22 protein-coding genes and 1 tRNA gene are annotated in these 20,327 nt (G+C 41.0%); 11 read left to right on the forward strand and 12 right to left on the reverse strand.

The window, feature by feature from the left end; translation table 11 throughout:
• Window positions 1-24: 24 nt before the first annotated feature.
• Window positions 25-579, forward strand: coding sequence for a nucleoside-diphosphate kinase (locus tag ACP5L5_RS00170; protein ID WP_428760793.1), 555 nt, complete (start codon window positions 25-27; stop codon window positions 577-579).
• Window positions 580-895: 316 nt separating this feature from the next.
• On the opposite strand, the gene ACP5L5_RS00175 is transcribed toward ACP5L5_RS00170, so the two are convergent.
• Entirely contained in the window at window positions 896-2,506 is a 1,611-nt protein-coding gene (locus ACP5L5_RS00175) for a hypothetical protein (protein ID WP_428760794.1), read from the reverse strand.
• Window positions 2,507-2,616: 110 nt separating this feature from the next.
• The gene (locus ACP5L5_RS00180; protein WP_428760796.1) at window positions 2,617-3,672 is read right to left on the reverse strand and encodes a glucose 1-dehydrogenase; all 1,056 of its coding nucleotides are present in this window, start codon (window positions 3,670-3,672) and stop codon (window positions 2,617-2,619) included.
• Window positions 3,673-3,841: 169 nt separating this feature from the next.
• Here ACP5L5_RS00180 and ACP5L5_RS00185 point away from each other — a divergent pair, with 169 nt between their 5' ends.
• The gene (locus ACP5L5_RS00185) at window positions 3,842-4,591 is read left to right on the forward strand and encodes a cyclase family protein (protein ID WP_428760797.1); all 750 of its coding nucleotides are present in this window, start codon (window positions 3,842-3,844) and stop codon (window positions 4,589-4,591) included.
• A 13-nt stretch (window positions 4,592-4,604) separates the two neighbouring features.
• On the opposite strand, the gene ACP5L5_RS00190 is transcribed toward ACP5L5_RS00185, so the two are convergent.
• A complete protein-coding gene (locus tag ACP5L5_RS00190; protein ID WP_428760798.1) occupies window positions 4,605-5,180 on the reverse strand; it encodes an NUDIX hydrolase in 576 nt (191 codons plus the stop codon).
• 69 nt (window positions 5,181-5,249) lie between these two features.
• Complete coding sequence (locus tag ACP5L5_RS00195; protein WP_428760799.1) at window positions 5,250-6,275, reverse strand: 2-hydroxyacid dehydrogenase; 1,026 nt, start codon at window positions 6,273-6,275, stop codon at window positions 5,250-5,252.
• An 89-nt stretch (window positions 6,276-6,364) separates the two neighbouring features.
• Here ACP5L5_RS00195 and ACP5L5_RS00200 point away from each other — a divergent pair, with 89 nt between their 5' ends.
• Window positions 6,365-6,622 carry a DUF504 domain-containing protein gene (locus ACP5L5_RS00200; protein WP_428760800.1) on the forward strand — a complete coding sequence of 86 codons (258 nt, stop codon included), beginning with the start codon at window positions 6,365-6,367 and terminating at the stop codon, window positions 6,620-6,622.
• 4 nt (window positions 6,623-6,626) lie between these two features.
• Here ACP5L5_RS00200 and ACP5L5_RS00205 read toward each other — a convergent pair whose 3' ends face one another.
• The gene (locus ACP5L5_RS00205; RefSeq protein WP_428760802.1) at window positions 6,627-6,815 is read right to left on the reverse strand and encodes a hypothetical protein; all 189 of its coding nucleotides are present in this window, start codon (window positions 6,813-6,815) and stop codon (window positions 6,627-6,629) included.
• A 98-nt stretch (window positions 6,816-6,913) separates the two neighbouring features.
• Window positions 6,914-7,750 (reverse strand): diphthine synthase, encoded by an 837-nt coding sequence (gene dph5 / locus ACP5L5_RS00210; protein ID WP_428760804.1) that lies wholly within the window; start codon window positions 7,748-7,750, stop codon window positions 6,914-6,916.
• A 53-nt stretch (window positions 7,751-7,803) separates the two neighbouring features.
• On the opposite strand from dph5, the gene ACP5L5_RS00215 reads away from it, so the two are divergent.
• Window positions 7,804-9,051, forward strand: coding sequence for an NADP-dependent isocitrate dehydrogenase (locus ACP5L5_RS00215; RefSeq protein WP_428760806.1), 1,248 nt, complete (start codon window positions 7,804-7,806; stop codon window positions 9,049-9,051).
• A 45-nt stretch (window positions 9,052-9,096) separates the two neighbouring features.
• Here the strand turns inward: ACP5L5_RS00215 and ACP5L5_RS00220 are convergent, their stop codons facing one another.
• On the reverse strand, window positions 9,097-9,987 hold the full coding sequence (locus ACP5L5_RS00220) for a carbon-nitrogen hydrolase family protein (protein ID WP_428760808.1): 891 nt from the start codon (window positions 9,985-9,987) through the stop codon (window positions 9,097-9,099).
• Between the two features lie 88 nt (window positions 9,988-10,075).
• Between ACP5L5_RS00220 and ACP5L5_RS00225 the strand changes: the two genes are divergently transcribed.
• Genes ACP5L5_RS00225 through ACP5L5_RS00235 form a run of 3 tightly spaced genes read left to right on the forward strand, consistent with a single transcriptional unit; the run spans window position 10,076 to window position 11,846 of the window.
• Window positions 10,076-10,945: an NAD+ synthase gene (locus tag ACP5L5_RS00225; protein WP_428760809.1), complete on the forward strand. Its 870-nt coding sequence runs from the start codon at window positions 10,076-10,078 to the stop codon at window positions 10,943-10,945.
• A 32-nt stretch (window positions 10,946-10,977) separates the two neighbouring features.
• Entirely contained in the window at window positions 10,978-11,493 is a 516-nt protein-coding gene (locus tag ACP5L5_RS00230; protein ID WP_428760810.1) for a hypothetical protein, read from the forward strand.
• Window positions 11,493-11,846 (forward strand): hypothetical protein, encoded by a 354-nt coding sequence (locus ACP5L5_RS00235; RefSeq protein ID WP_048056822.1) that lies wholly within the window; start codon window positions 11,493-11,495, stop codon window positions 11,844-11,846. The genes ACP5L5_RS00230 and ACP5L5_RS00235 overlap by 1 nt, the downstream gene beginning before the upstream one ends.
• On the opposite strand, the gene moaA is transcribed toward ACP5L5_RS00235, so the two are convergent.
• Together moaA and ACP5L5_RS00245 are read right to left on the reverse strand one after the other, a co-directional pair.
• Window positions 11,815-12,786 (reverse strand): GTP 3',8-cyclase MoaA, encoded by a 972-nt coding sequence (moaA, locus tag ACP5L5_RS00240; protein ID WP_428760813.1) that lies wholly within the window; start codon window positions 12,784-12,786, stop codon window positions 11,815-11,817. The genes ACP5L5_RS00235 and moaA overlap by 32 nt on opposite strands.
• 55 nt (window positions 12,787-12,841) lie before the next feature.
• Window positions 12,842-13,951: a DNA topoisomerase IV subunit A gene (locus ACP5L5_RS00245; RefSeq protein WP_013603804.1), complete on the reverse strand. Its 1,110-nt coding sequence runs from the start codon at window positions 13,949-13,951 to the stop codon at window positions 12,842-12,844.
• A gap of 79 nt (window positions 13,952-14,030) precedes the next feature.
• On the opposite strand from ACP5L5_RS00245, the gene argF reads away from it, so the two are divergent.
• The 3 genes from argF (at window position 14,031) to ACP5L5_RS00260 (ending at window position 17,594) form a co-directional block, all read left to right on the forward strand.
• A complete protein-coding gene (argF, locus tag ACP5L5_RS00250; RefSeq protein ID WP_428760816.1) occupies window positions 14,031-14,972 on the forward strand; it encodes an ornithine carbamoyltransferase in 942 nt (313 codons plus the stop codon).
• Between the two features lie 81 nt (window positions 14,973-15,053).
• Window positions 15,054-16,964 (forward strand): S16 family serine protease, encoded by a 1,911-nt coding sequence (locus ACP5L5_RS00255; protein WP_428760818.1) that lies wholly within the window; start codon window positions 15,054-15,056, stop codon window positions 16,962-16,964.
• 9 nt (window positions 16,965-16,973) lie between these two features.
• Window positions 16,974-17,594 (forward strand): hypothetical protein, encoded by a 621-nt coding sequence (locus ACP5L5_RS00260; protein ID WP_428760820.1) that lies wholly within the window; start codon window positions 16,974-16,976, stop codon window positions 17,592-17,594.
• A 23-nt stretch (window positions 17,595-17,617) separates the two neighbouring features.
• Here the strand turns inward: ACP5L5_RS00260 and ACP5L5_RS00265 are convergent, their stop codons facing one another.
• The 3 genes from ACP5L5_RS00265 to ACP5L5_RS00275 all read right to left on the reverse strand — a co-directional run bounded on the left by ACP5L5_RS00265 (window position 17,618) and on the right by ACP5L5_RS00275 (window position 19,659).
• Window positions 17,618-18,439 (reverse strand): mechanosensitive ion channel family protein, encoded by an 822-nt coding sequence (locus ACP5L5_RS00265; RefSeq protein WP_428760822.1) that lies wholly within the window; start codon window positions 18,437-18,439, stop codon window positions 17,618-17,620.
• Window positions 18,440-18,632: 193 nt separating this feature from the next.
• A tRNA-Leu gene (locus ACP5L5_RS00270) sits at window positions 18,633-18,734 on the reverse strand.
• A gap of 55 nt (window positions 18,735-18,789) precedes the next feature.
• Window positions 18,790-19,659, reverse strand: a complete 870-nt coding sequence (locus tag ACP5L5_RS00275; protein ID WP_428760823.1) for an amidohydrolase family protein — start codon at window positions 19,657-19,659, stop codon at window positions 18,790-18,792.
• An 86-nt stretch (window positions 19,660-19,745) separates the two neighbouring features.
• On the opposite strand from ACP5L5_RS00275, the gene ACP5L5_RS00280 reads away from it, so the two are divergent.
• Window positions 19,746-20,321 (forward strand): class II aldolase/adducin family protein, encoded by a 576-nt coding sequence (locus ACP5L5_RS00280; RefSeq protein ID WP_428760825.1) that lies wholly within the window; start codon window positions 19,746-19,748, stop codon window positions 20,319-20,321.
• Window positions 20,322-20,327 lie beyond the last annotated feature (6 nt).

Consider the following 20,327-nt stretch of genomic DNA (forward strand, 5'->3'; position numbering starts at 1 on the left):
GCATTAGTGTTATCGATTCGTAATATGATTGAGAGAACACTGGTAATAGTAAAGCCGGATGCCGTTAAAAAGGGATTGATTGGAGAAATAATCAACAGGTTCGAGAGAGCTGGATTAAGGATTATTGCCATGAAAATGATAAGGCTAAGCAAGGAGGAGGCAGCCAAGTTCTACCCAAGTGATGAGAATTGGCTACGCTCAGTGGGTAGTAAGTCCCTGAAGTCCTACTCAGAGATTGGGAAGGATCCAAAGGTTGATTTGGGCACTGACGATCCAGTGGAGATTGGGAAGATAATTAGGGGTTGGCTCGCTGACTACCTATCAATGGGTCCAATAGTCGTAATGGCTCTCGAAGGCAATAGAGCCGTTGAAGTTATTAGGAAGATCGTCGGCTCAACAACACCATACTCATCACCACCAGGCACAATTAGAGGAGACTACTCAGTGGATAGCCCAGACCTGGCGAACCTAGAGAAGAGGGCATTATTCAACCTAGTGCATGCAAGTGATAGTCCTAAGGAAGCTGAAAGAGAAATTAGGTTCTTCTTCCGTGAGGATGAATTCGTGGATTACTCTTAATCCAATGACAATACTAAAAGTAAAATCACTAAACTTACAAAAGGGCTAGAAAATACCTCCTAACAATTCAGTCATGATTTCAGCCATGATGATACTATATATTGTCCGTATGTTACGTCCGAGTTAATAATTTACCTACATAGATTGCCACTTCATGCAATGATTGCGGTATAATATCTATGCTCCACTGTGTCTGTAACCATATCGTCTCTGTATTACATAGGTAGCCTTAACCTAATGCTCATCAAGCCAGGCTATTCGGGACCGTTATTTAACTTATATCTAACTTATTAGCCATGGTCATCATGAGCAGCGTTTAACCGCCACAAATATACGGTATATACACTGTGCGTGATGAAATCCCTGTTATGGCGTATGGACTTTGTGAACTCAGCATGGAAACATTATGATTTACTTGTGACAATGCACCTGGATTGTATTGGAGTACCCATAATAGCTTTGCCCAGATTATTTCGTAGTTGTAAATCCACTCGGTGCATGGGATGTCTCGAATAGAAGTTACTAGGTTAATGCCAAGTTCATTGTAGAATGTGGCTTTTTGCTGGGTGTTGAGGCCTTGTGGTAACACCCACTCATCAGCGTCCTCTGCAAAGGCAACCATGTAGGCTTGATTAGCCTGCTGGTTACCACCCATGTAAAACCACCAGGTATTGTTAACCACAGCAGTATTAGTAGTCGGTGCCGTATTCTTGTAAATAATCTCCGTAGACGATGGAGATTCGGTGTACTCCACTGGTAATGCTATGACTATACCACTAGCCCCAAAGTTTACAGTGAATGACTTAACATAATTAGGCGATGTTGATGATACCGGATTTGCTCCACTTTCATACTCAAGGTATGAATTGACGGGTATCCCCAGATACGAATTATAACCGTTTTGATGATCGAACCACCCTGGATTATGGTCCATTGTACCTATGAAGTAGTTTATGTAGCCGTCATTATTGATAATCGTGCTTGATGACACATAAGCCATCCACGCGGCGGTAGCTACGGGATAGTACGGTCCAGCACCGGCTGGTTTATACGGCTCCCCAGTTCCATTAAACACGAATATGCATGCATCGTAGAAGAAGGTGCCATTACCATTACTGAAAGCCTCGGTACTAACACCACCATAATAGGGTTGGTAATCAAAGACCACACCACTCAAGCTACTAGCCTCCTGAACATACTCCTGACAAGGGTCGATGTTCGTCAATGACGCACTTTGCAGTCCATACGGTCCATAAATACCGAGAGATAATGCTTGGCTTATTTCAGCTTTGTGTCTCCATACATCAATTACACCTTGGTAGTAATTAACCATGCCGACCACGTCCTTAGCCTCATAACCACTACCGAATACCAAGGCATTCCTACCTTCAAAGACCGATACATAATAACCACTAATAACCGGGTACACCACTACTCTTTCATTATAAGCCCTAGCCCACGCCAATGCCAAGGTCTCTACAATAACGAAATCTTTAGATACATCGGTTGTATGGATAATCACTAAATCATCATGATTAATCAATCTCTCAATTAGTTTAAAGATTATGGAATTAGTATTTACCTGGACTATACCACTCTTATTAATAATGAGACTTTGTTCAATCAGAGACCAATCAATAAGCACAGCACTACCGTTTGGTAAGGTTGATAATTGATTTATGGTTATTAATTTAATCAGAGATCCATTAACGCCAGCATTTATAAGTCCCTGTACTAACGTCGTCGGTCCGACTACATAGATCGGCATGTCAATGTTAATTGACGATGCAACATTAACCGCACTGGGACCCACCTGGCCGTCAGCTTTTGCTGATGTACCACTAGCGATGGAAAGCAGGAAGATTGATGCTAAGAAAGCAACGATGACCATTAAGGCTATCGTAAACACTCTTAGATTAAGAACCATTAATTCCTAGATTATTGAAACCCTAATAAAGTTTAATCAATCTAGATGAGAACTATTAATGAAGAGGTATTCCTCATTGTAGGCTAATCATGGACTGGTCAAATCGTGGTTTATAAACTCCTTATTTGGATCACGGACTTTATATCCTCATGACCCCAGTTATATGCGTATTCATACTCATCAAGTGTTACCTCCTTAGTTATTAACTTCCTAACCCAACCTCCAAACTCGAACTTAGCCTTAACGAGGTCCGCAACACCCATTTCGAAAGCCCCTATACTGGCATTGGTCGCACCAATAATTAATTTATTCCTTCTCCAATCATCCAGTAACGGCCTAATATTAACATTCTTACTATCTAGGTATATCCCCAGTAATACTGCCACGCCATCAGCCCCTAGATGCCTTAGTGCATCGTATGCCGCGCTTGTTGAGCCCGTTGCCTCAATTACTATGTCGAAATCACCATTTATTTGATCAATGTTCGTATTAACATAGGTTGCGCCTATCTCCCTAACAAGCTTCGCCTTGAGACTGTCGTAGGGTCTCGTAGCTGTTACCGTTATGTCGACGAAATCCCTAAGTCTCATAACCATTAATGCCAACATACCAATAGGCCCAGCACCCATTATCAAAACCCTCCTTGGACTCCAGGACTCGAACCTAGCTTTACCAAGCCTCAATGCCAAGTCAATGCCCTTCTCAACAATGCTTAGGGGCTCCGTAAGCACAGCAACGTCGACGGCCTCCTTAGGTACCTTAACAAGGTACTGGGAATCCGTTACAGCGAACTCAGCGGCGAATCCGTGCAAGTACCATATGCCGTGCTCCGCATATGTACCTCTTGGGCAGTAATCCACCTCAGTTATTGGTAGGGTGCACGTTATCGGTCTCCTTACTGTTGGTACGACTATGTCACCGACACTCACGTTATCAACATCGTCACCAAGCTCAACAACCTCAGCCACAGACTCATGACCAAGAATAAGGTACTCCTCACCCGGTGGTGGTGCACCGTACCTTCCCTCAATGATATCCTTATCAGTACCACAAACACCTACCTCAATTGGGCTCAATAGGACTTGGTATCGCTTTGGTGATGGCTTAGGCATATCCCTTAATGCCAATGAATCCTTAACCAATGGAATTACCGTAACGGCCTTCATCAATGGTCATGGATGTATTCCTCTTAATAAACCAGATATGTGTAGTGTTTTCAATTCATTAATAATCGTTATATCATGTTTAAACACTCTAAGGGGTTTAATCACTATATAGGTTATTGAGCCACTAGAGGAAATGCGTATTAAGTCCGTAGTATATAATTAGCACGGTATGTCGCAAACCCTAAAGGAGTTAATTAATCAGTTAATGAGTAAGAAACTCATACTAATAGACCTAACCCACGAACTATATAATGGAATGCCCACTTACCCTGGTGACCCACCCTTTATGCATGAGTACATTAAGGTTGGGAGAAGTTACGGTGAATCAACACTATCAAAAATATCTGCAGGGTTACACAGTGGTACACACATAGACCTACCACGACATTTCGTACCAAATGGCTTAACTGCAGAGTCATTACCATTAATGGACTTCATGACTTACGGCGTAGTACTTGACCTAAGTTACAAGAGGAATGGTGAGGCCATCACTGTGGATGACCTGAGGAGATTTGATAATAGGATACAGCGTAATTACGCAGTAATGCTTTACACGGGCTTCTCTAAAGCCTGGGGTACTGAGGAATTCCTCTATAATTGGCCATACCTGGATAGATCCGGAGCCGATTACTTAGTAAGCAAGGGAATTAGGGTTGTGGGTATTGAGGCACTGAGTATAGCTGGTTGGCCGGGTAAGGAGGGTTATCCATACCCACCCAGGGTTCCTAAGGATGATGTTGCCTACGTGCATTATAAATTACTGTCAAATGGCATATACATAATTGAGGGCGTTACTAACCTAGATAGTGCATTAAGTACATGCAAGAATGGTGAGGGATTATTCATATTCATGCCACTTAAGATCAGAGGAGCTGAGGGTTCACCATTACGGTTAATAATGGTGTGCGAGCCTAGATAATTCATGGAAGCACCTAGTCAATGTCTCTTGGATCCTTTGGTAGGTTTATGCTGAAGGCCTCTTTCAGTAATCTGCGTAGTATTCTGTAAGTCATGCCCCATATTATTACGTCTTCCATAATTATTGCAGGTCTTGGAAAACCCTTTATATTAACATTTATATTAACATGCTTGGTAATGTCATCAATCCTTAGCCAAAATACCTTTGATAGTTCGGTTTTATTTATCGTTAATTTAGGATTACAATCCCTTAGCGAGAATATTACGGGCACCACACTAATGTTCGGTGCATTACTTGGTGAGAAAAAATCTAAAACGCCCAATAAATCGGCATCCCTAATAAGGTCAAGCCCCACTTCTTCCCTGGCCTCCCTAATCGCAGTCTCCACTAAATCGTTATCCTTACTTGGATTAAATCTACCGCCAGGGAATGCCGCATCGCCACTCCATGGATCCGTCGGATTCTCCGTTCGCTTACCTATGAGGATTGCATTAAGGCAGGGATTATAAATAACAGCTACTGCAGCCCATAAATGCTTATTATCCGGAATTGGCCTATTATTCTTCGTAACTTTCCTTAATCTTGCCACATTATATGACTCCATAACTATATTTCTTAGTGATCTATGCCTAAACTAATAAATGCTATTCACCATAAATCATATCAAGGCCTGTAATGGTCTAATTGAGAGAACCTCAGGATTAGCTAAGTAAAGGGGTCTTTTTCCCATTAATACATTAATGAGGTTTCTAACCGCGATTTCCGCCATTCTCTCCCTTGTTTCATAAGTCGCAGACCCTATGTGTGGCGTTAATACAACGTTATCAAACTTAGTTAATTCGTGCGTGCTTGGTAAGGGTTCCTCCTCAAACACGTCCAATGCAGCACCTGCTATCCAACCTTCCTTAAGCGCCTTAACTAAGGCATTGGTATCCACAATGTCGCCCCTAGCCACATTTATTAGATAGGCAGTTTTCTTCATGAGCCTTATTCGCTCCTCATTAATTAAGTGCCTGGTCTCTGGAGTTGCGGCTATCGTTATTACCACGAAGTCTGACTCACTAAGTACTGACTCAAGGGGTCTATACTCAATACCGAGTGCAAATTCTATGTGTGGTTTCCTAGTCCTTGACCAATAAATAACCTTCATATCGAATGCCTTGGCTCTCCTGGCCAATGCCGTACCAATATTACCTAAACCCACTATACCCAATGTAGCGTTATGAACATCAGTCCCAAGAAGCCAACCCCATTTATCATATATACCGCCTATTCTGACAAGCCTATCGCCCAGGACTATCTTCCTGCCCAGTGCTATTAATAGGCCCATTGCCAGGTCAGCCACAGCCTCAACAAGCACCTCAGGTGTATGCGCTACGTATATTCCCCTCTCAGTGGCTGCCTTAACGTCTATGTGATCAACACCAACACTATACGTACTAATCACAAACAACTTCTCTGCCTCATTAAGTAGGGATCTATCAATAATGTCGCCTAAAGTCACAATAGCACCAACACAGTTCTTAAATGCATCGACCCAAACCTCCCTTGGTGGTGATGCTTGTTTACCCCACATAGGACCTGTCTCCTTCCACATCCTAATCTCTATAGGTAGTTTATTGAGTTCCGTGTATATTATCGAAGGTAAGTTACTCCTGCTTATGAATACGCAGGGACCAACCATCACTAACCGCTAGATCGACTACTTAATTAAGATTTCATTATACATTGTATAGTCAGTATTAAATAATAATGCTCCTCCTCTAAAGGTGAATGGTAACTATAAGGGATATACTCAATAAATTAAAGTGGACAAACCAGTTGGATAATTACGTACTCATCTACGTATCAAGAGGGTCGCCTAATAATGAGGAGGTTTTGGAATTATCTAGGATAACTGTGATAAGTAGGGATGGGTTTATGTTTGTGAGTAGGGATGGTAAGGAGACGTACATACCTTATCATAGGGTCGTGGAGATTAGGAGAAAGGATAATGGCGCAGTAATATTCCGCAGGGATGTACCTCATTGATGGGTTATGGATCGTCAATCTCATCCCTATATCTTAGTATTACTGTATTTATGTGTTCATGGAATAGCTTTATGAGAGATCTTCTCGTAATAATAATCGTGTATATACTCAGTAGCGTAATCAATGAGTATGCAATAAACCACTTAAGGCCTTGCTCTATGCCTTTGGTGATAAACGCATTATTCAGTTTCACAAGGATTGTGAAATTCAGTTCCTTATAAACTATATTCCGAAAAATGCCAATAAACCTACCGAGAAACTTAAGAAATTTCAAGGAATAATTATGAACAATCATTTATTTTCCACAGTAAGACTATGAATAAATCTTTGATGATTATCAACGAAATCCTTACTCGCATTTAACACATGGACTAAATAGTCAACCTCAACGGGATTTAATAACCCAGGTATAACGATAGTATGTGGAGTATCACCAATATCGGGCACATTATTTACTGTGGAAACGACAATCCTATGATCAACCCAGCCCAGCCTAGCCACATAAATAACCAACAACCTCTCATTAACAATGCCTAGTTTCCTCTCCTCCTCTAACCTCCTGAGTATATCAACCGCTTCATTAGCACTCATAAAGCCTTCATCATCCCGAATATCAAGTAATAATATCGTGTGCAGCCCACGTTTAAGATTGTCGCCCAACACATCGTAAGCCCTAGTACTAAGCACGCCCATTCTAGGGTAGGTCACTGTGGCTATGGAACCCAGTTTATACGGTGATAAACCAAGCTGACTAAGTAATGCACAAACTATGCTTACTGAATTCACAATCTTAACATTAAAGCCATGTTTCTTGGCAATTACGGCAATTGCCGCATGTGTCGTGGCTATCATGGGATCACCAAAAACAAGAAGTGCAGCATCATGCCCCCTTTCTAACTCCCTCATTATGACATCACCATTCCTATTCTCTAGATCCTCCCTTGAAACTAGGATTAAATCATTCCTAATACTTCTCAAATAGTTCATGAATTCTACGGGACCCTTTGACGTATAGGTTTCCAGGAAAACCACATCGACGAGCCTCATGATCTCTAACGCTTCAGTTGTAATATTCCTAGGGCTTAGTCCAAGACCAGTAATGTATAATGTTGGTCCTCCTCTACTCACATTATTCCTCGATTATTGAAAGATTTAAAAACGTAGTAATTACGTAAATAGAGATGGCATCTAGGATTAAGATACCGGAGGATGGGGAACCAATCGTGGTTCAGGGCGGTATCTGGAATGTCCCCAATAAGCCACTAATTCTTTATATTGAAGGTGATGGAATAGGACCCGAAATAACGAATGTGGCTATTAAGGTAATTAATAAGGCCGTTGAAAGGGCTTACGGCAGCTCAAGAGAGATTAAGTGGGTTAAGGCCTATGCAGGTGAAGAGGCTGAGAAGATATACGGTAATAGATTCCCGGAGGAGACCATAAACCTCATCACGAAGTACAGGGTCATCCTGAAAGGACCGCTGGAGACTCCGATTGGTGGTGGTTGGAGGTCAATAAACGTGGCCATTAGGATGCTCCTGGATGCGTACGCTAATGTCAGGCCTGTTAAGTACATGCCTGGTTTAGAATCACCACTTAAACACCCTGAGAGAGTTGATTTAGTGATCATTAGGGAGAATACTGATGATCTATACAGGGGTATTGAGTGGAGTTGGGATAGTCCGGAGGCTGCTAAGTTAAGGAAGTTTCTTAAGGAGGAACTGAAGGTTGATCTTGAGGATGACACTGGAATAGGCATTAAACCCATCAGTAAGTATAAGACACAGAGAGTTGCTAGGTTTGCCTTTAAGTTCGCCATTGAGAATAAGAGGAGGTCCGTAACAATAATGCATAAGGGCAACATAATGAAGTATACGGAGGGCGCCTTCAGGGAGTGGGCCTACGAAGTAGCCCTTAAGGAATTTAGGGATTACATAGTTACTGAGGAGGAGATGAATAAGCAGTATGGTGGTAAGGTACCACCTGGTAAATTACTCGTTAATGATAGAATTGCCGATAACATGTTCCAGCAGATAATCACAAGGCCTGAGAATTACGACGTAATACTGGCGCCCAACCTAAATGGTGATTACATAAGTGATGCCGCTGGAGCCCTCATAGGCGATATTGGAGTACTTGGTGGCGCGAATGTTGGTGATACTGGCGGCATGTTCGAGGCAGTGCATGGTACAGCGCCTAAGTACGCTGGTAAGAATGTGGCTAACCCAACGGGTATAATTAGGGCTGGTGAGTTAATGCTTAGGTTCATGGGTTGGAGGGAGGCTGCTGACTTAATTGATAGGGCAATAACAGAGGCCATTAATCAGAAGAAGGTAACTCAGGATCTGGCCAGGTTCATGGGTGTTCAGCCACTGGGTACTAAGGAATTCGGCGATGCATTAATAGAGATAGTTAATCAACTAAGGTAAATGAAATACTATTAAAATATTTAATCAAGCATTATCTTCATTGCGTTAATAATTACTAACTGTAGTCACCTCCTTCTCTTTAGTCTTGATTATTGGTAGTTTTGGATTTAAGTACTCAGCAAGAGCCTTTACTACAAGATCCACATCGCTTGGATCAAGATCCTTGAGTATTGGCCTATGACTCCTATAATTAGCAATATCACTTGGGTCTATTTCAATGGTTTTCATATCTTCTTCGTAATACTTAGCCTTAATGAGAACATTACCTAGTGGATTAACTACGTGACTACCTCCAAAGAATCCAAGACCATCGTACTGTCCAACCGTATTAACATAGACTGTGTATGCCACGTTCTCCAGTGCCCTAGCTATCATAAATGTTTCAAAATGAAGCCTAGACATATCGGGTGCAGCACTTATGTATACATGAACCTCGGCACCCCTAAGCATCATAACCCTCGAAACCTCTGGATAGAAAGCATCATAGCATATCGCTATCCCGACCTTATGTCCATTAATACTAATGACGGGTATGTCGCCCTTACCAATCCCAAAATACCTGTACTCATCAAATATGCCATATGACGGCAAGTGTCTCTTCCTATATACCGCTAATACTCCATTAGGGCCTACGGCAACTGCTGTATTATAAAGTACGTGAGTATCCTCATTCCTCTCAGCAAATCCAGCAATCACGTGACAATTTCTCCTTCTAGCCTCCATGGCTAATTTCGTAATGGTCTTGCCACTTATCGGCTCGGCAATTTGGAAGAACATATCCTTAGACATGTAACCTGGTAAGTAAAGCTCCGGCGTCACTATTAGATCTGCCCCATCACCCACACAGAGTGTTTCCATGGCCTTGATTAACCTGCCCAGGTTAAAGTCCACGTCACCCAATTTACTGCTATATTGAAGCAGGTGTATCCTAAGCATTAAGTAATAATGAGCGCGGGGAATTAAAAATACAAACTCCATTTTGTAAAATGAGTAAGCAATATAAGTCGTTAGTGACTGAACTCATGTGCCTAGAATAACACTTGAAAACCTAGTACGCATTGATTATGATTACGTAACACAGAGAATAATTGATTTCATTAAGTCATATGTTAAGGATTCAGGGACCACCGGCGCCATTATAGGTCTTAGCGGTGGTGTTGATTCCAGTGTTACGGCATACCTACTCGTTAAGGCATTGGGTAAGGATAACGTTATTGGCTTAATACTACCATATAAAACAACGCCACCTGAGGATATAAGGGATGCTAAGTATGTTGCTGAAAACCTGGAGATCAAGTATTACTATATAGACATTGGTAAAATAAGAAACGCCTTCGTCGAGTCAATACCTGTGTTTGATGAAAGTGATAAAATAGCGACCGGGAACCTCCTTCCAAGGATTAGGATGACCATACTTTATTACTTTGCCAATAGATTTAACAAGGTCGTGGTTGGTACTGGAGATAAGAGCGAATTGTTAATTGGGTACTTCACGAAGTATGGCGATGGTGGCGTCGACATATTACCAATAGGTGACCTATACAAGACACAGGTTAGGTACCTAGGTAAGTACCTGGGCTTGCCGGATAGCATTGCCTTCAAGCCTTCAAGCCCAAGGCTTTGGGAGGATCAGACGGCTGAGGGTGAGCTTGGAGTGAAGTATGAGGACATTGATGTAATTTTGCATGCACTTATTGATTATAGGATGAACACCGAAGAGGCGGCTGAGGCCACGGGCAAGCCTATCGAGCTTGTACAGACCGTATGGCGTAGGGTATTGAATACTGAGCATAAGAGGAAGATGCCAATAGTTCCCAGGATTTCCATGAGAACCCTTGGTATTGACTGGAGAATGCCAGTGAATAAGACCGGTGTAAGCGAATTCATGGAATAAGCCTTATAATTTAACGTTTCTTATTTCCTTAAATGAATAGGCCACTCTGGCATGTCATTGAGGATCCAGCATACATCATTAATTTATATGCGGGCATTGTAATAACTCTCATGCTTATTGGCGCCGTAGTCATCTTCATAATAACTCAATCAATAATTGATGTAGTACTCGTATCATTACCACCAATATTCATTGCGTTAATAATGGTTGCTGCCAAGAAAGCCATTAAGAGGAATGAGGTGATAATGTATGCAGATCGATTCATAGCCCTAAGGGGTTCCGAGAGGATTGAATTATCATTATTTCAAATAACTAGGGTGAGGATAAGGCCCGTAATTAATACTGTTAGAATTATAAACATGAGATTAATACCAATACCCTCAATACCTAGGTTCAACACCTGGTCCGTTACCTTTATGTCTGGTAATAATGAGATTATTAAAGTGTGGATAAATGAGAATGAACTTGATAAGTTAAGGGCAGTTATTAGGAAATTATGCACTGAGAGATCGATATGCATAAATATTGAGAGTACAATGTCCATTTAATGAGTATTACAATAAGGGCGGGACCCGTAGATAATGTGCACATTGAAACCACGTTCTCAGCAATATGCCCGGTGGATCATAGTGTTGATAATTATAACCTTGAAATAGATTATAAGCCGTTATGTCGCAATAATGAGTGTATCTATATAGAATTGAATAGTCTTAGGGAATACTTAGACGGATTTAAAGGCAGGATTGTATATCACGAGGACTTAATTAATGAATTAATAAATGAGTTAGTGAAGGTTCTATCTCCCATCGAAATAACAGTGACACTTACAAGTAATTATAGGGGCATTAAGTACGTAATAAGGCGTAGTATTAGTACACGAGGTTCCCAATACGCACCTTAATCCTTATTCTACTTAAATCACCTGATGAACCCTCTACAAAATTAGGCTTCCTAAGTGAATTTGCATAGATCATAGCCTTCATTAAGCCCTCTCTATCCCTAGTTCTTATATATGGCCATAGATCAACCACGGGTTCCTTATATAAACAGGTCTTCAATTTACCATCACTTGTTAACCTCATTGTTGTGCAGCCTGCGCAGAACGTTGGGTTATTATAGTTCTTTACAATCTCAACCCTAACGCCATCAACCTCGTATAACGGCCTATTATGAAGGTCCTTCCTCGTTCCTAGTAATTTACCATGCTTATTCAACCAATTTATTATATCGCTTAGGTCGTCATAATATCTGGCAAATACGGGAAAGCCCTCGCCCATGGGCATCAACTCTATTAATTGAAGAACGAAGCCATACTTAGCGGCGAATCTTATCATCATTGGTATTTCATTAGTGTTCAATCCCCTTAAGGCAACAACATTCAGTTTTATCTGCCTAAAGCCCAGTTTACTCACGTAATCAATATTCTCAAGAACCTTATCCAGGGCATCAACACCAGTTATGAAACTGTACTTCCTTCTATCTAATGAGTGGAGCGATATATTTAATCTACGTAAACCATGAGAAAGCAAATCCTCAGCATATATATCAAGAAAATACCCATTTGTCGTTAACGAAAGATCCTTAGGACCAATCCTGCTAATCTCGTCTACGACCTTTACAATGTCCTTACGCAGTAATGGCTCACCACCAGTTATCTTGAAATCATCAACACCTAAATCCTTGGCCACAGAAGTCACGAAACCAATATCCTCAGCACTTAACTCCCTACTCAGAAATTTGCCCTGACCCTCAAAGTGGCAGAAAATACATCTATAATTACATACGCTGTTCACCACAATCCTGAGTTTCAACCAGGGTCTTCCATAATTATCAATTAGCATTATACGGCATAGCCTAATTGCGCATTTAAAATCATTATTCCTGCATTAATTGGGCTTAATCAATAAACTTACCACCATGAATCTTATCAGTTAAGTAATCATGAAGAAACCTCAAACCATGTGTTGATAAAGCCTCAATCTCAACCTTCTTCTTAGTTCTTAGGAAAAGCTCAATTTCCTTCTTCCAATGGTCACTCTGGAACCAGGGATACCTAATGAGTTCCTGAGCCCTCTTCAAATCCCTATCCGTAGCCTTTATCACATATTCATCGCTTATCTTATAAGTACGTATGTCCGTTGCCGTAACACCCACGAACTTAGCCTCAGGGGTTGCCAACCTATCGCTCTCGTAGCTAAGCTTTATCGAACCACTCTTATAGACACTATATATATACCACCCGTATGGATCGCCATCAGTCAATATATAGATGGGTAATCCATACTCCTCATTAAGTCTCCTAACAAACCTCCTGGTAGCCCTATCAGGCATACCCTTAGCCGTAATTAATAAACAACTCTCCTTATTCCAGAAACCCTCCCTATTAAGCCTCTGAAATATTGCATCCTTCTCTATGACTAATACGTAATTGGCCTCGACCTTAACAATATCGAGATCATCAGGATTCGGCGGAAGACTTAACGCAGTATCACCAAGCTTTGTTGCATCTATCTCAAACCCCTTAGACCTTACAATTATTGGGCCCACGACCTTACCCTTAACATCAGCTGAAAGCCCCATCTCCTCCCTGAGCATTCCAGTGGCTACTTCAATATCCTCAATAACAGCATTTGATTCTGACTGTTCATCCCATGTGTTCTCCCTAATAACCTTATTGATTATGTCCGCCTTAAACTCCATCGTATGTTTACCATTATAGTAGAGATCCCTTATTGTTGGGTAAACACCCTCCCTAATCGCTTGAACAATAAGCCTAAGCATTAGCATTGTCTGCATGAACCTCTTAGATTCCTTAAGATCGAGGAATCTCCTCTTTAGTTTTTCTGGACCAAGTACAAGCATCTTCTTCTTAGAGTCCCATATAGTATTACTTAATGTTCGTGATGGTATTTCAAGAACAGGTTCCTCATTACTAAGTATCTTATTTGTTACTGAATCTCCCCAATTCTCAAGAACCTTAAGTACCTCATCCCTATTCCTAGCCACGACACATGACAAAGCACTTACTATAAAAACTTAACGCCGTGAGGTCATGCTTTAATAACCCTATCAATAATACATTACCGTGACAAACGTAAGAGCACTCAAGGGTAGGGACTACATAACACTTATGGACTACACAACCGATGAAATCAAGTACTTACTAAACCTCTCCAGAGACCTTAAATCAAGGTATTACCAAGGTGAGCGGTATAGCGATATACTGAGGGGCAGGACTCTCTTAATGATCTTTGAAAAACCAAGTACGAGAACCAGGGTAAGTCTTGATGCGGCTGCAACTCAGTTGGGAATGCATGTCATTTACTCAAATCCGCAGGAGCTTCAGCTAGGCCGTGGAGAGACCATTGCGGATACCGCGAGGGTTGTTGATAGGTTCGTGGACGCCATCGCAGCCAGGGTGTATAAGCATGAGTCATTAATCGAGATGGCTAAGTATGCCGTAGTGCCTGTTATAAATGCCTTGAGCGATAAAGAGCATCCATTACAGGCATTGGCAGATGCATTAACCCTATGGGAAGTAAGGAGCAGACTCGAGGGATTAAGAATTGCTTTTGTTGGTGATGGTGATAATAACATTGCCCACTCTCTAATGATAATAGGCGCTAAACTTGGTTGGGAGGTTAGGATAATATCACCTAGAAAGTACTGGCCCACTAAATTTGCTGAATTGCTTACGGAAGATACGAGGAGGACTGGTGCGAATATCATGATTAGTGATAATACTGAGGACGTGAGAGGGGTTGATGCGGTGTATACGGACGTTTGGGTTAGTATGGGTATGGAGACTGAGGCCGAGGAGAGGAAGAAGGTATTTAGGTCCTATCAAGTCAATGCTGAATTAATGAGGAAGGCAGGTCCTCAGGCTGTCTTCATGCACTGCCTACCCGCACATAGGGGTGAGGAGGTTACTGATGATGTTATTGATGGACCACAAAGTGTAGTTTGGGATCAGGCGGAGAATAGGCTGCACACGGCTAAGGCCGTGTTAATATCACTATTAGCGTGAGAATTTACAATTACTCATTTAAATTAATTCGATTAGTGAAGTGTGTAAGTTTTATTAATCAAGGGAGCATCATCACATTGTATGGTCAAAGACCTTAAGATAGTAAGTATCATAATACTGATGGCGTTGGCCCTAGTACTAAGTTCGTTAATAATTGGACTGGCAGATGAGTGGCAGCAAATCGTCGTATATACTAGGTCATTGACTGTGCATGCATTAGCTGTGTCCTCAAACAACAGTGGTGCTATTATAAATATAACAATAACGGCAATAAAACCAGGCTCAGGTTATGTATATGTTGCCTCAAGCCCACTACCAACTGCTGAAAGTGGTACGTTCTTATCATCATCCCAAATAGCCGCATTGGTCGCCACATACTTAGCAAATCAACCATTTAACGAGTACAATTTCTTAATAAACGTTGAACCAACAACCCTCGAAATTGGTGGTCCATCAGCAAGTGGCTATATGACGGTCGCAATGTGGGCATTAATAACGAATCACACGTTAAATCCTGATGTTGTGATGACCGGTATGATACTACCCGACGGTTCAATAGGTCCAGTGGGTGGCTTACCGTCCAAGATTGAGGCAGCGGCTCAGGAGGGTTATGAAATAGTGTTGATACCGTATGGACAACAAATATATCAGACCAGTAGTGGTCAGGTGATTAACTTAATAAGTTATGGAAAGAGTTTAGGTGTTGATGTAATACCCGTAATGGATGTTAGACAAGCCATTTATTACTTCACGGGTGCCAATCTCTCAATACCATCAGTATCAACACAAGTACTTAAGAATCAGGCTTATGTCAATGTTACGAAATTCCTATGGATGAGGATATACAATAGGATAATTAGCACGGGTGCCATTAACTCCACAGATCCTAATGTCACTAATTACATTAAGAAGGCGATTAATTACGGAAATCAGAGCATGTACTATACCGCAGCAAGTCTTGGATTTCAGGGATTAATTAATTATTACCAAGACGAAATGCAGAACTATACAAGCCAGCAGCTAAGTGGGTTACTTAATCAATTGAACATTGAATTACAGAACTATGAAAATACACTACAGCATTATAACGTGACTACAGCCAACATAGATATAATAATTGGAATATATGATAGGATCTTTGATGCACAACAATCATTGAGTGCCGCGGCTCAGGACTTATCAAGTAATGATATCAGTGACGCAATAAGTAACTTGGCTTATGCGAAGGCTAGGATAGAGACACTGGGTGATTGGTTAGCAGTACTGAATGCAATAAAGGGTGGAGCACCATTATCAGAGTTTTACCTTGAGGATTTAACAAGCATGTACCTGGTATATGCACAATCAATAACCGAGTACACACTCTCATTATCAAGTGCGGTTGGAGTATCTAGTGTTCTTCAGGGTATGAATTCAATAACTCAAGAGGTTCAGGAAGCACAAAATAATTACCAAAATGGCCTCTATCCACTAGCTCTTGCGCAAAGTCTTGATGTTATATCGAGTAATGACGCCATGCTACATCTATTATTTACGCCGATAATAAACGGAGAAATAAACACTGGGTATCTGGTTAATGTTACGGATTACGTCAAGGAGCTAGCAATATTCAATACATATGAGGCAGAGAATAGGTGCGGCTTATTCCCCATGCTTGCAGTATCATACATAGACTTCGGCAACTACTACCTAACCAGGTATAATTCAACCGGTAATATTAATGACCTAACAGCCGCATTACAACTCTATGAACTAGCAGCCTCATATTCACAGGCTCTTTATGAATTGGCTTCCTCAACGAATTCCTGTAGTATTTCATTCACGATATCGAGCATAGTACCAATAAATGCAAGTAATGCCTCATTAAATGTTGCGCCTAATCAACCAATAAGTTATAACACAGTACCCCTTGCCGTGGGGATCGCATTAATAGCACTTGCGGCAGGTGTTGCTGTATTCTCAATAAAAAGCCTAAAAGCAACTCAAACTTAATCCTGGTAAATGAATATAATACCAATATTAATAATGGATTTATTCGTAAGCTTCATAAGTAATGCAGTGCCATTCTTCGGTGAGGCATATACAGTGTACGCATCACTAACCTTACTTAGTACTAAAGCATCGACCCTATATATAGCCTTAGCAATTATTATAACGGCATTAGGTGCGACAGTCTCTAAGAACGTATCATACATTCTAGGCTATGCATTACGAAGACCCCTCAAACGAACCAGCGCCGTGAAACTAATAATACTATTATCTAATAAGGCGCCATTATGGATACTAGTAATAATCTTGGCTGCATTACCGGGATTGCCCCTTGATGATTACCTATACATAGGCACCGGGGCTGCATTAATAAGTCCATTAAGATTAAATGCGTACGTACTCATTGGTAAAATAATAAAGAGTTCAATAGAAATACCAATAGAACTTCTCCTCTTCTCATCATTATACGGCATATTAAGACCAAGCATTGGCCTAACCACGTTCCAGATAATCATGGCAATTACATTCACAGCATTAGCCTTCATAATATTCAGGATTGATTGGATAAAAATATACATAAAACTTCAGAATAGGATTGGTGTATTACCAAGAATAAAAAATGAAGATTTTTAATGGAGTAAAATTCATCGATTCTATTATGTCTGCACAATCTTTTTAGCGAGAGCGTAAATTAACGGTATTACTATTATGCCAAAGGCAATTGCTAGACCCCATGCCATAGCGTATATTATCTGTGTTATGTTAGCGAAGGGCTGCACGATTATGGCTACAGTGACTAGTATGAATATTGCGTAAAGTATTAACCTCGCATAACCAAGTATATCCTTCATCTCTGGGTGTTCCTTACTAATGTCGTTAATTGCCTTATTAACGATGCTGAAGCTGAATAGTAGGATTATCGATGCTATTATTATATCGTAGAATAGGTATGGGCTTATGTTAGGTATCCAATAGAAAATGGCTAGGTTAGCCGCTATCGTTATTATCACTGCGTAAAGACCGAACCTAAGTACATTAATTATCGTTGCAAGTAACTCATCTGTAACACCCATCTTCTTCTGCATGTAGTCGACCAATAAGTCAACAAGTAATAAGCCCAGTGTCAGCAATATAATGGCACCGGCAAGCGATGGCAGGTACTTAGCGATCATTGCAACCCAAACCGTGGCAGGTCCAAGACTCAACACTGAGAAGGCTATAGCAAGCGCTATCAGAATTATGAAGGCCTCAACGGCACCAGCAATAATACCAACAATCTCAGGGCTCAAACCAGCCTGCTTGATCAATGATGGCAGGAGCTTTTTAATTACCCTGGCTACAACAACGGCTATTGCATAACCTATTAGTGCTATTATTATGAAGAGTATTATCGATGGTATAGCAAGAATTAACTCACTCAACATACTGGACAAGGCACTGGATATGGACGTAGTTGCTTGGAGTATAAAATCTGTCATTAGGTAATACATTCTTTGAGAACTTTTTAAGTATTATGTGAATATTAAGATTGAAATATTATTAAAGGCCATATTTAAAGATAAAGGTTTGAACTAAAAGTACGATAGTATTAACAATAGAGATAGTGAAATAAGTACGAACTAACATAATTAAATTAAGGCGCACAGCACCGCGAAAAGCAACTTCGGTTTTTGGTGCGGGGGGTGGGATTCGAACCCACGCAGGCCTTCGCCAGCGGATATCTCACTTATAATCTTGAGTCCGCCCCCTTTGACCAGGCTCGGGCACCCCCGCAAGATAAATACTTCTTCATAGTATTTTTAAACCTTAAATTACCTTTACTCATGCTCTATCTATTTCTTGATAACGGCTTCAGAACCCTTCTTGGATTATCATCAACTATCTTCTTTATCACTTCCTTCGACATTGATATATTTAGGAATTCCTGCAGATTTGCCTTTATATCATGGACGCCAGGTCCTGGATAGTCACTCCCATATATTGATTTATCACTTATTTCAGCGAGTCTTGGTATGTAGTCCAGGATCCTTTTAGGAGGTATACTTGAAAGATCAGCTAAAATGTTTGGTCTTATCCTGATTAATTGAAATGCTGTAGCAATCCAATTCGGTCTACCTACATGCGATACGAGAATCGTTAGCCTTGGAAAATCCACAGCGACATCATCAACGAATATTGGATCTCCATATTTATTCCTGGCCCTTGAGAATGCGCTCGTACCCGTATGTATGTAGACCGGCAATCCATGATCTACTGCGAATTGATAAATAATCTCAAGCTGCCTTAATCCACCCTCCTCCGGCCTGTATGCGTTCGGTTTCAGCCACATGTGCGGTGGATGAACCTTAATTGCACTAATACCCGCCTCATACTGTCTCTCAAGCCAGTGCCTAGTATCCTCTATGGACAACTCATTAGCTTCAACACCACCTATTATCGCAAATCTATCCGCGTAATCCCTAACTGCGTTTATTACCCTTATTGCATAATCCTCCTTGGCAATACCCAGCTTTCTCGATGGAAATGCCATAACACCTACATAATCAATATTCGCATCATCAAGTATCTTAACAACGTCCTTAACACCCATTAGTACCGTCTCACGAGGCGCACCCCATTCCCTTAATGCAAAGTTAAGTAATTCCTCAGTTATTGTTTCCTTAAATACAATGTGTGTATGGGCATCGATATACCCCATCAATCCTTTATTATATGGCCATGTACTTATACGTTTTAACTATATTTAGAACATATTTTTATACCCTAATAATATACCGTCTTTATATGAACGAAACATCATTAAGAAGATCACTTGTTGAGATCTTTAGATTAGCATATGCAAGAAAACTCGTAGACCTACTTGGCGGAAATGCCAGTGCTAGGTTGAGTAATGATGAGGTTTTGATAACACCGACATCGATGCCAAAGATACTCATAAAGCCGCAGAGCATCGTCAAGATTAGGCTTGATGGAACAATCATATCCGGCAGCAATCCCAGCAGTGAGTGGAGGATGCACGTAGGTATTTATAAGGCTAGGGATGATGCTAAGTTTATACTTCATACTCACCCACCCAATATATTGGCATTAAGCAGAGCCGGTCTTAAGATTGACCTATCACTTAGTGAGGCGATATCATACGTTGGTGAAGTTGTTGAGGTGCCTTACCTGAAACCTGGAAGTGCTGAGTTGGCCAATGCCGTTAGTAAGGCAGTGTCTAGAAGGGGCGTGACTGCTGCGATTCTAAGGAATCATGGATTAGTCACACTAGGTTCAACACCGTATGAAGCACTTAATAGGGCTGAGGTTCTTGAAGACCTTGCTTACATAACATTAATATCTAACTGTTCTAGTAAGTAATTTAGA

The sequence above is a fragment of the Vulcanisaeta sp. genome, assembly GCF_049966235.1.
GTDB lineage: Archaea > Thermoproteota > Thermoprotei > Thermoproteales > Thermocladiaceae > Vulcanisaeta > Vulcanisaeta moutnovskia.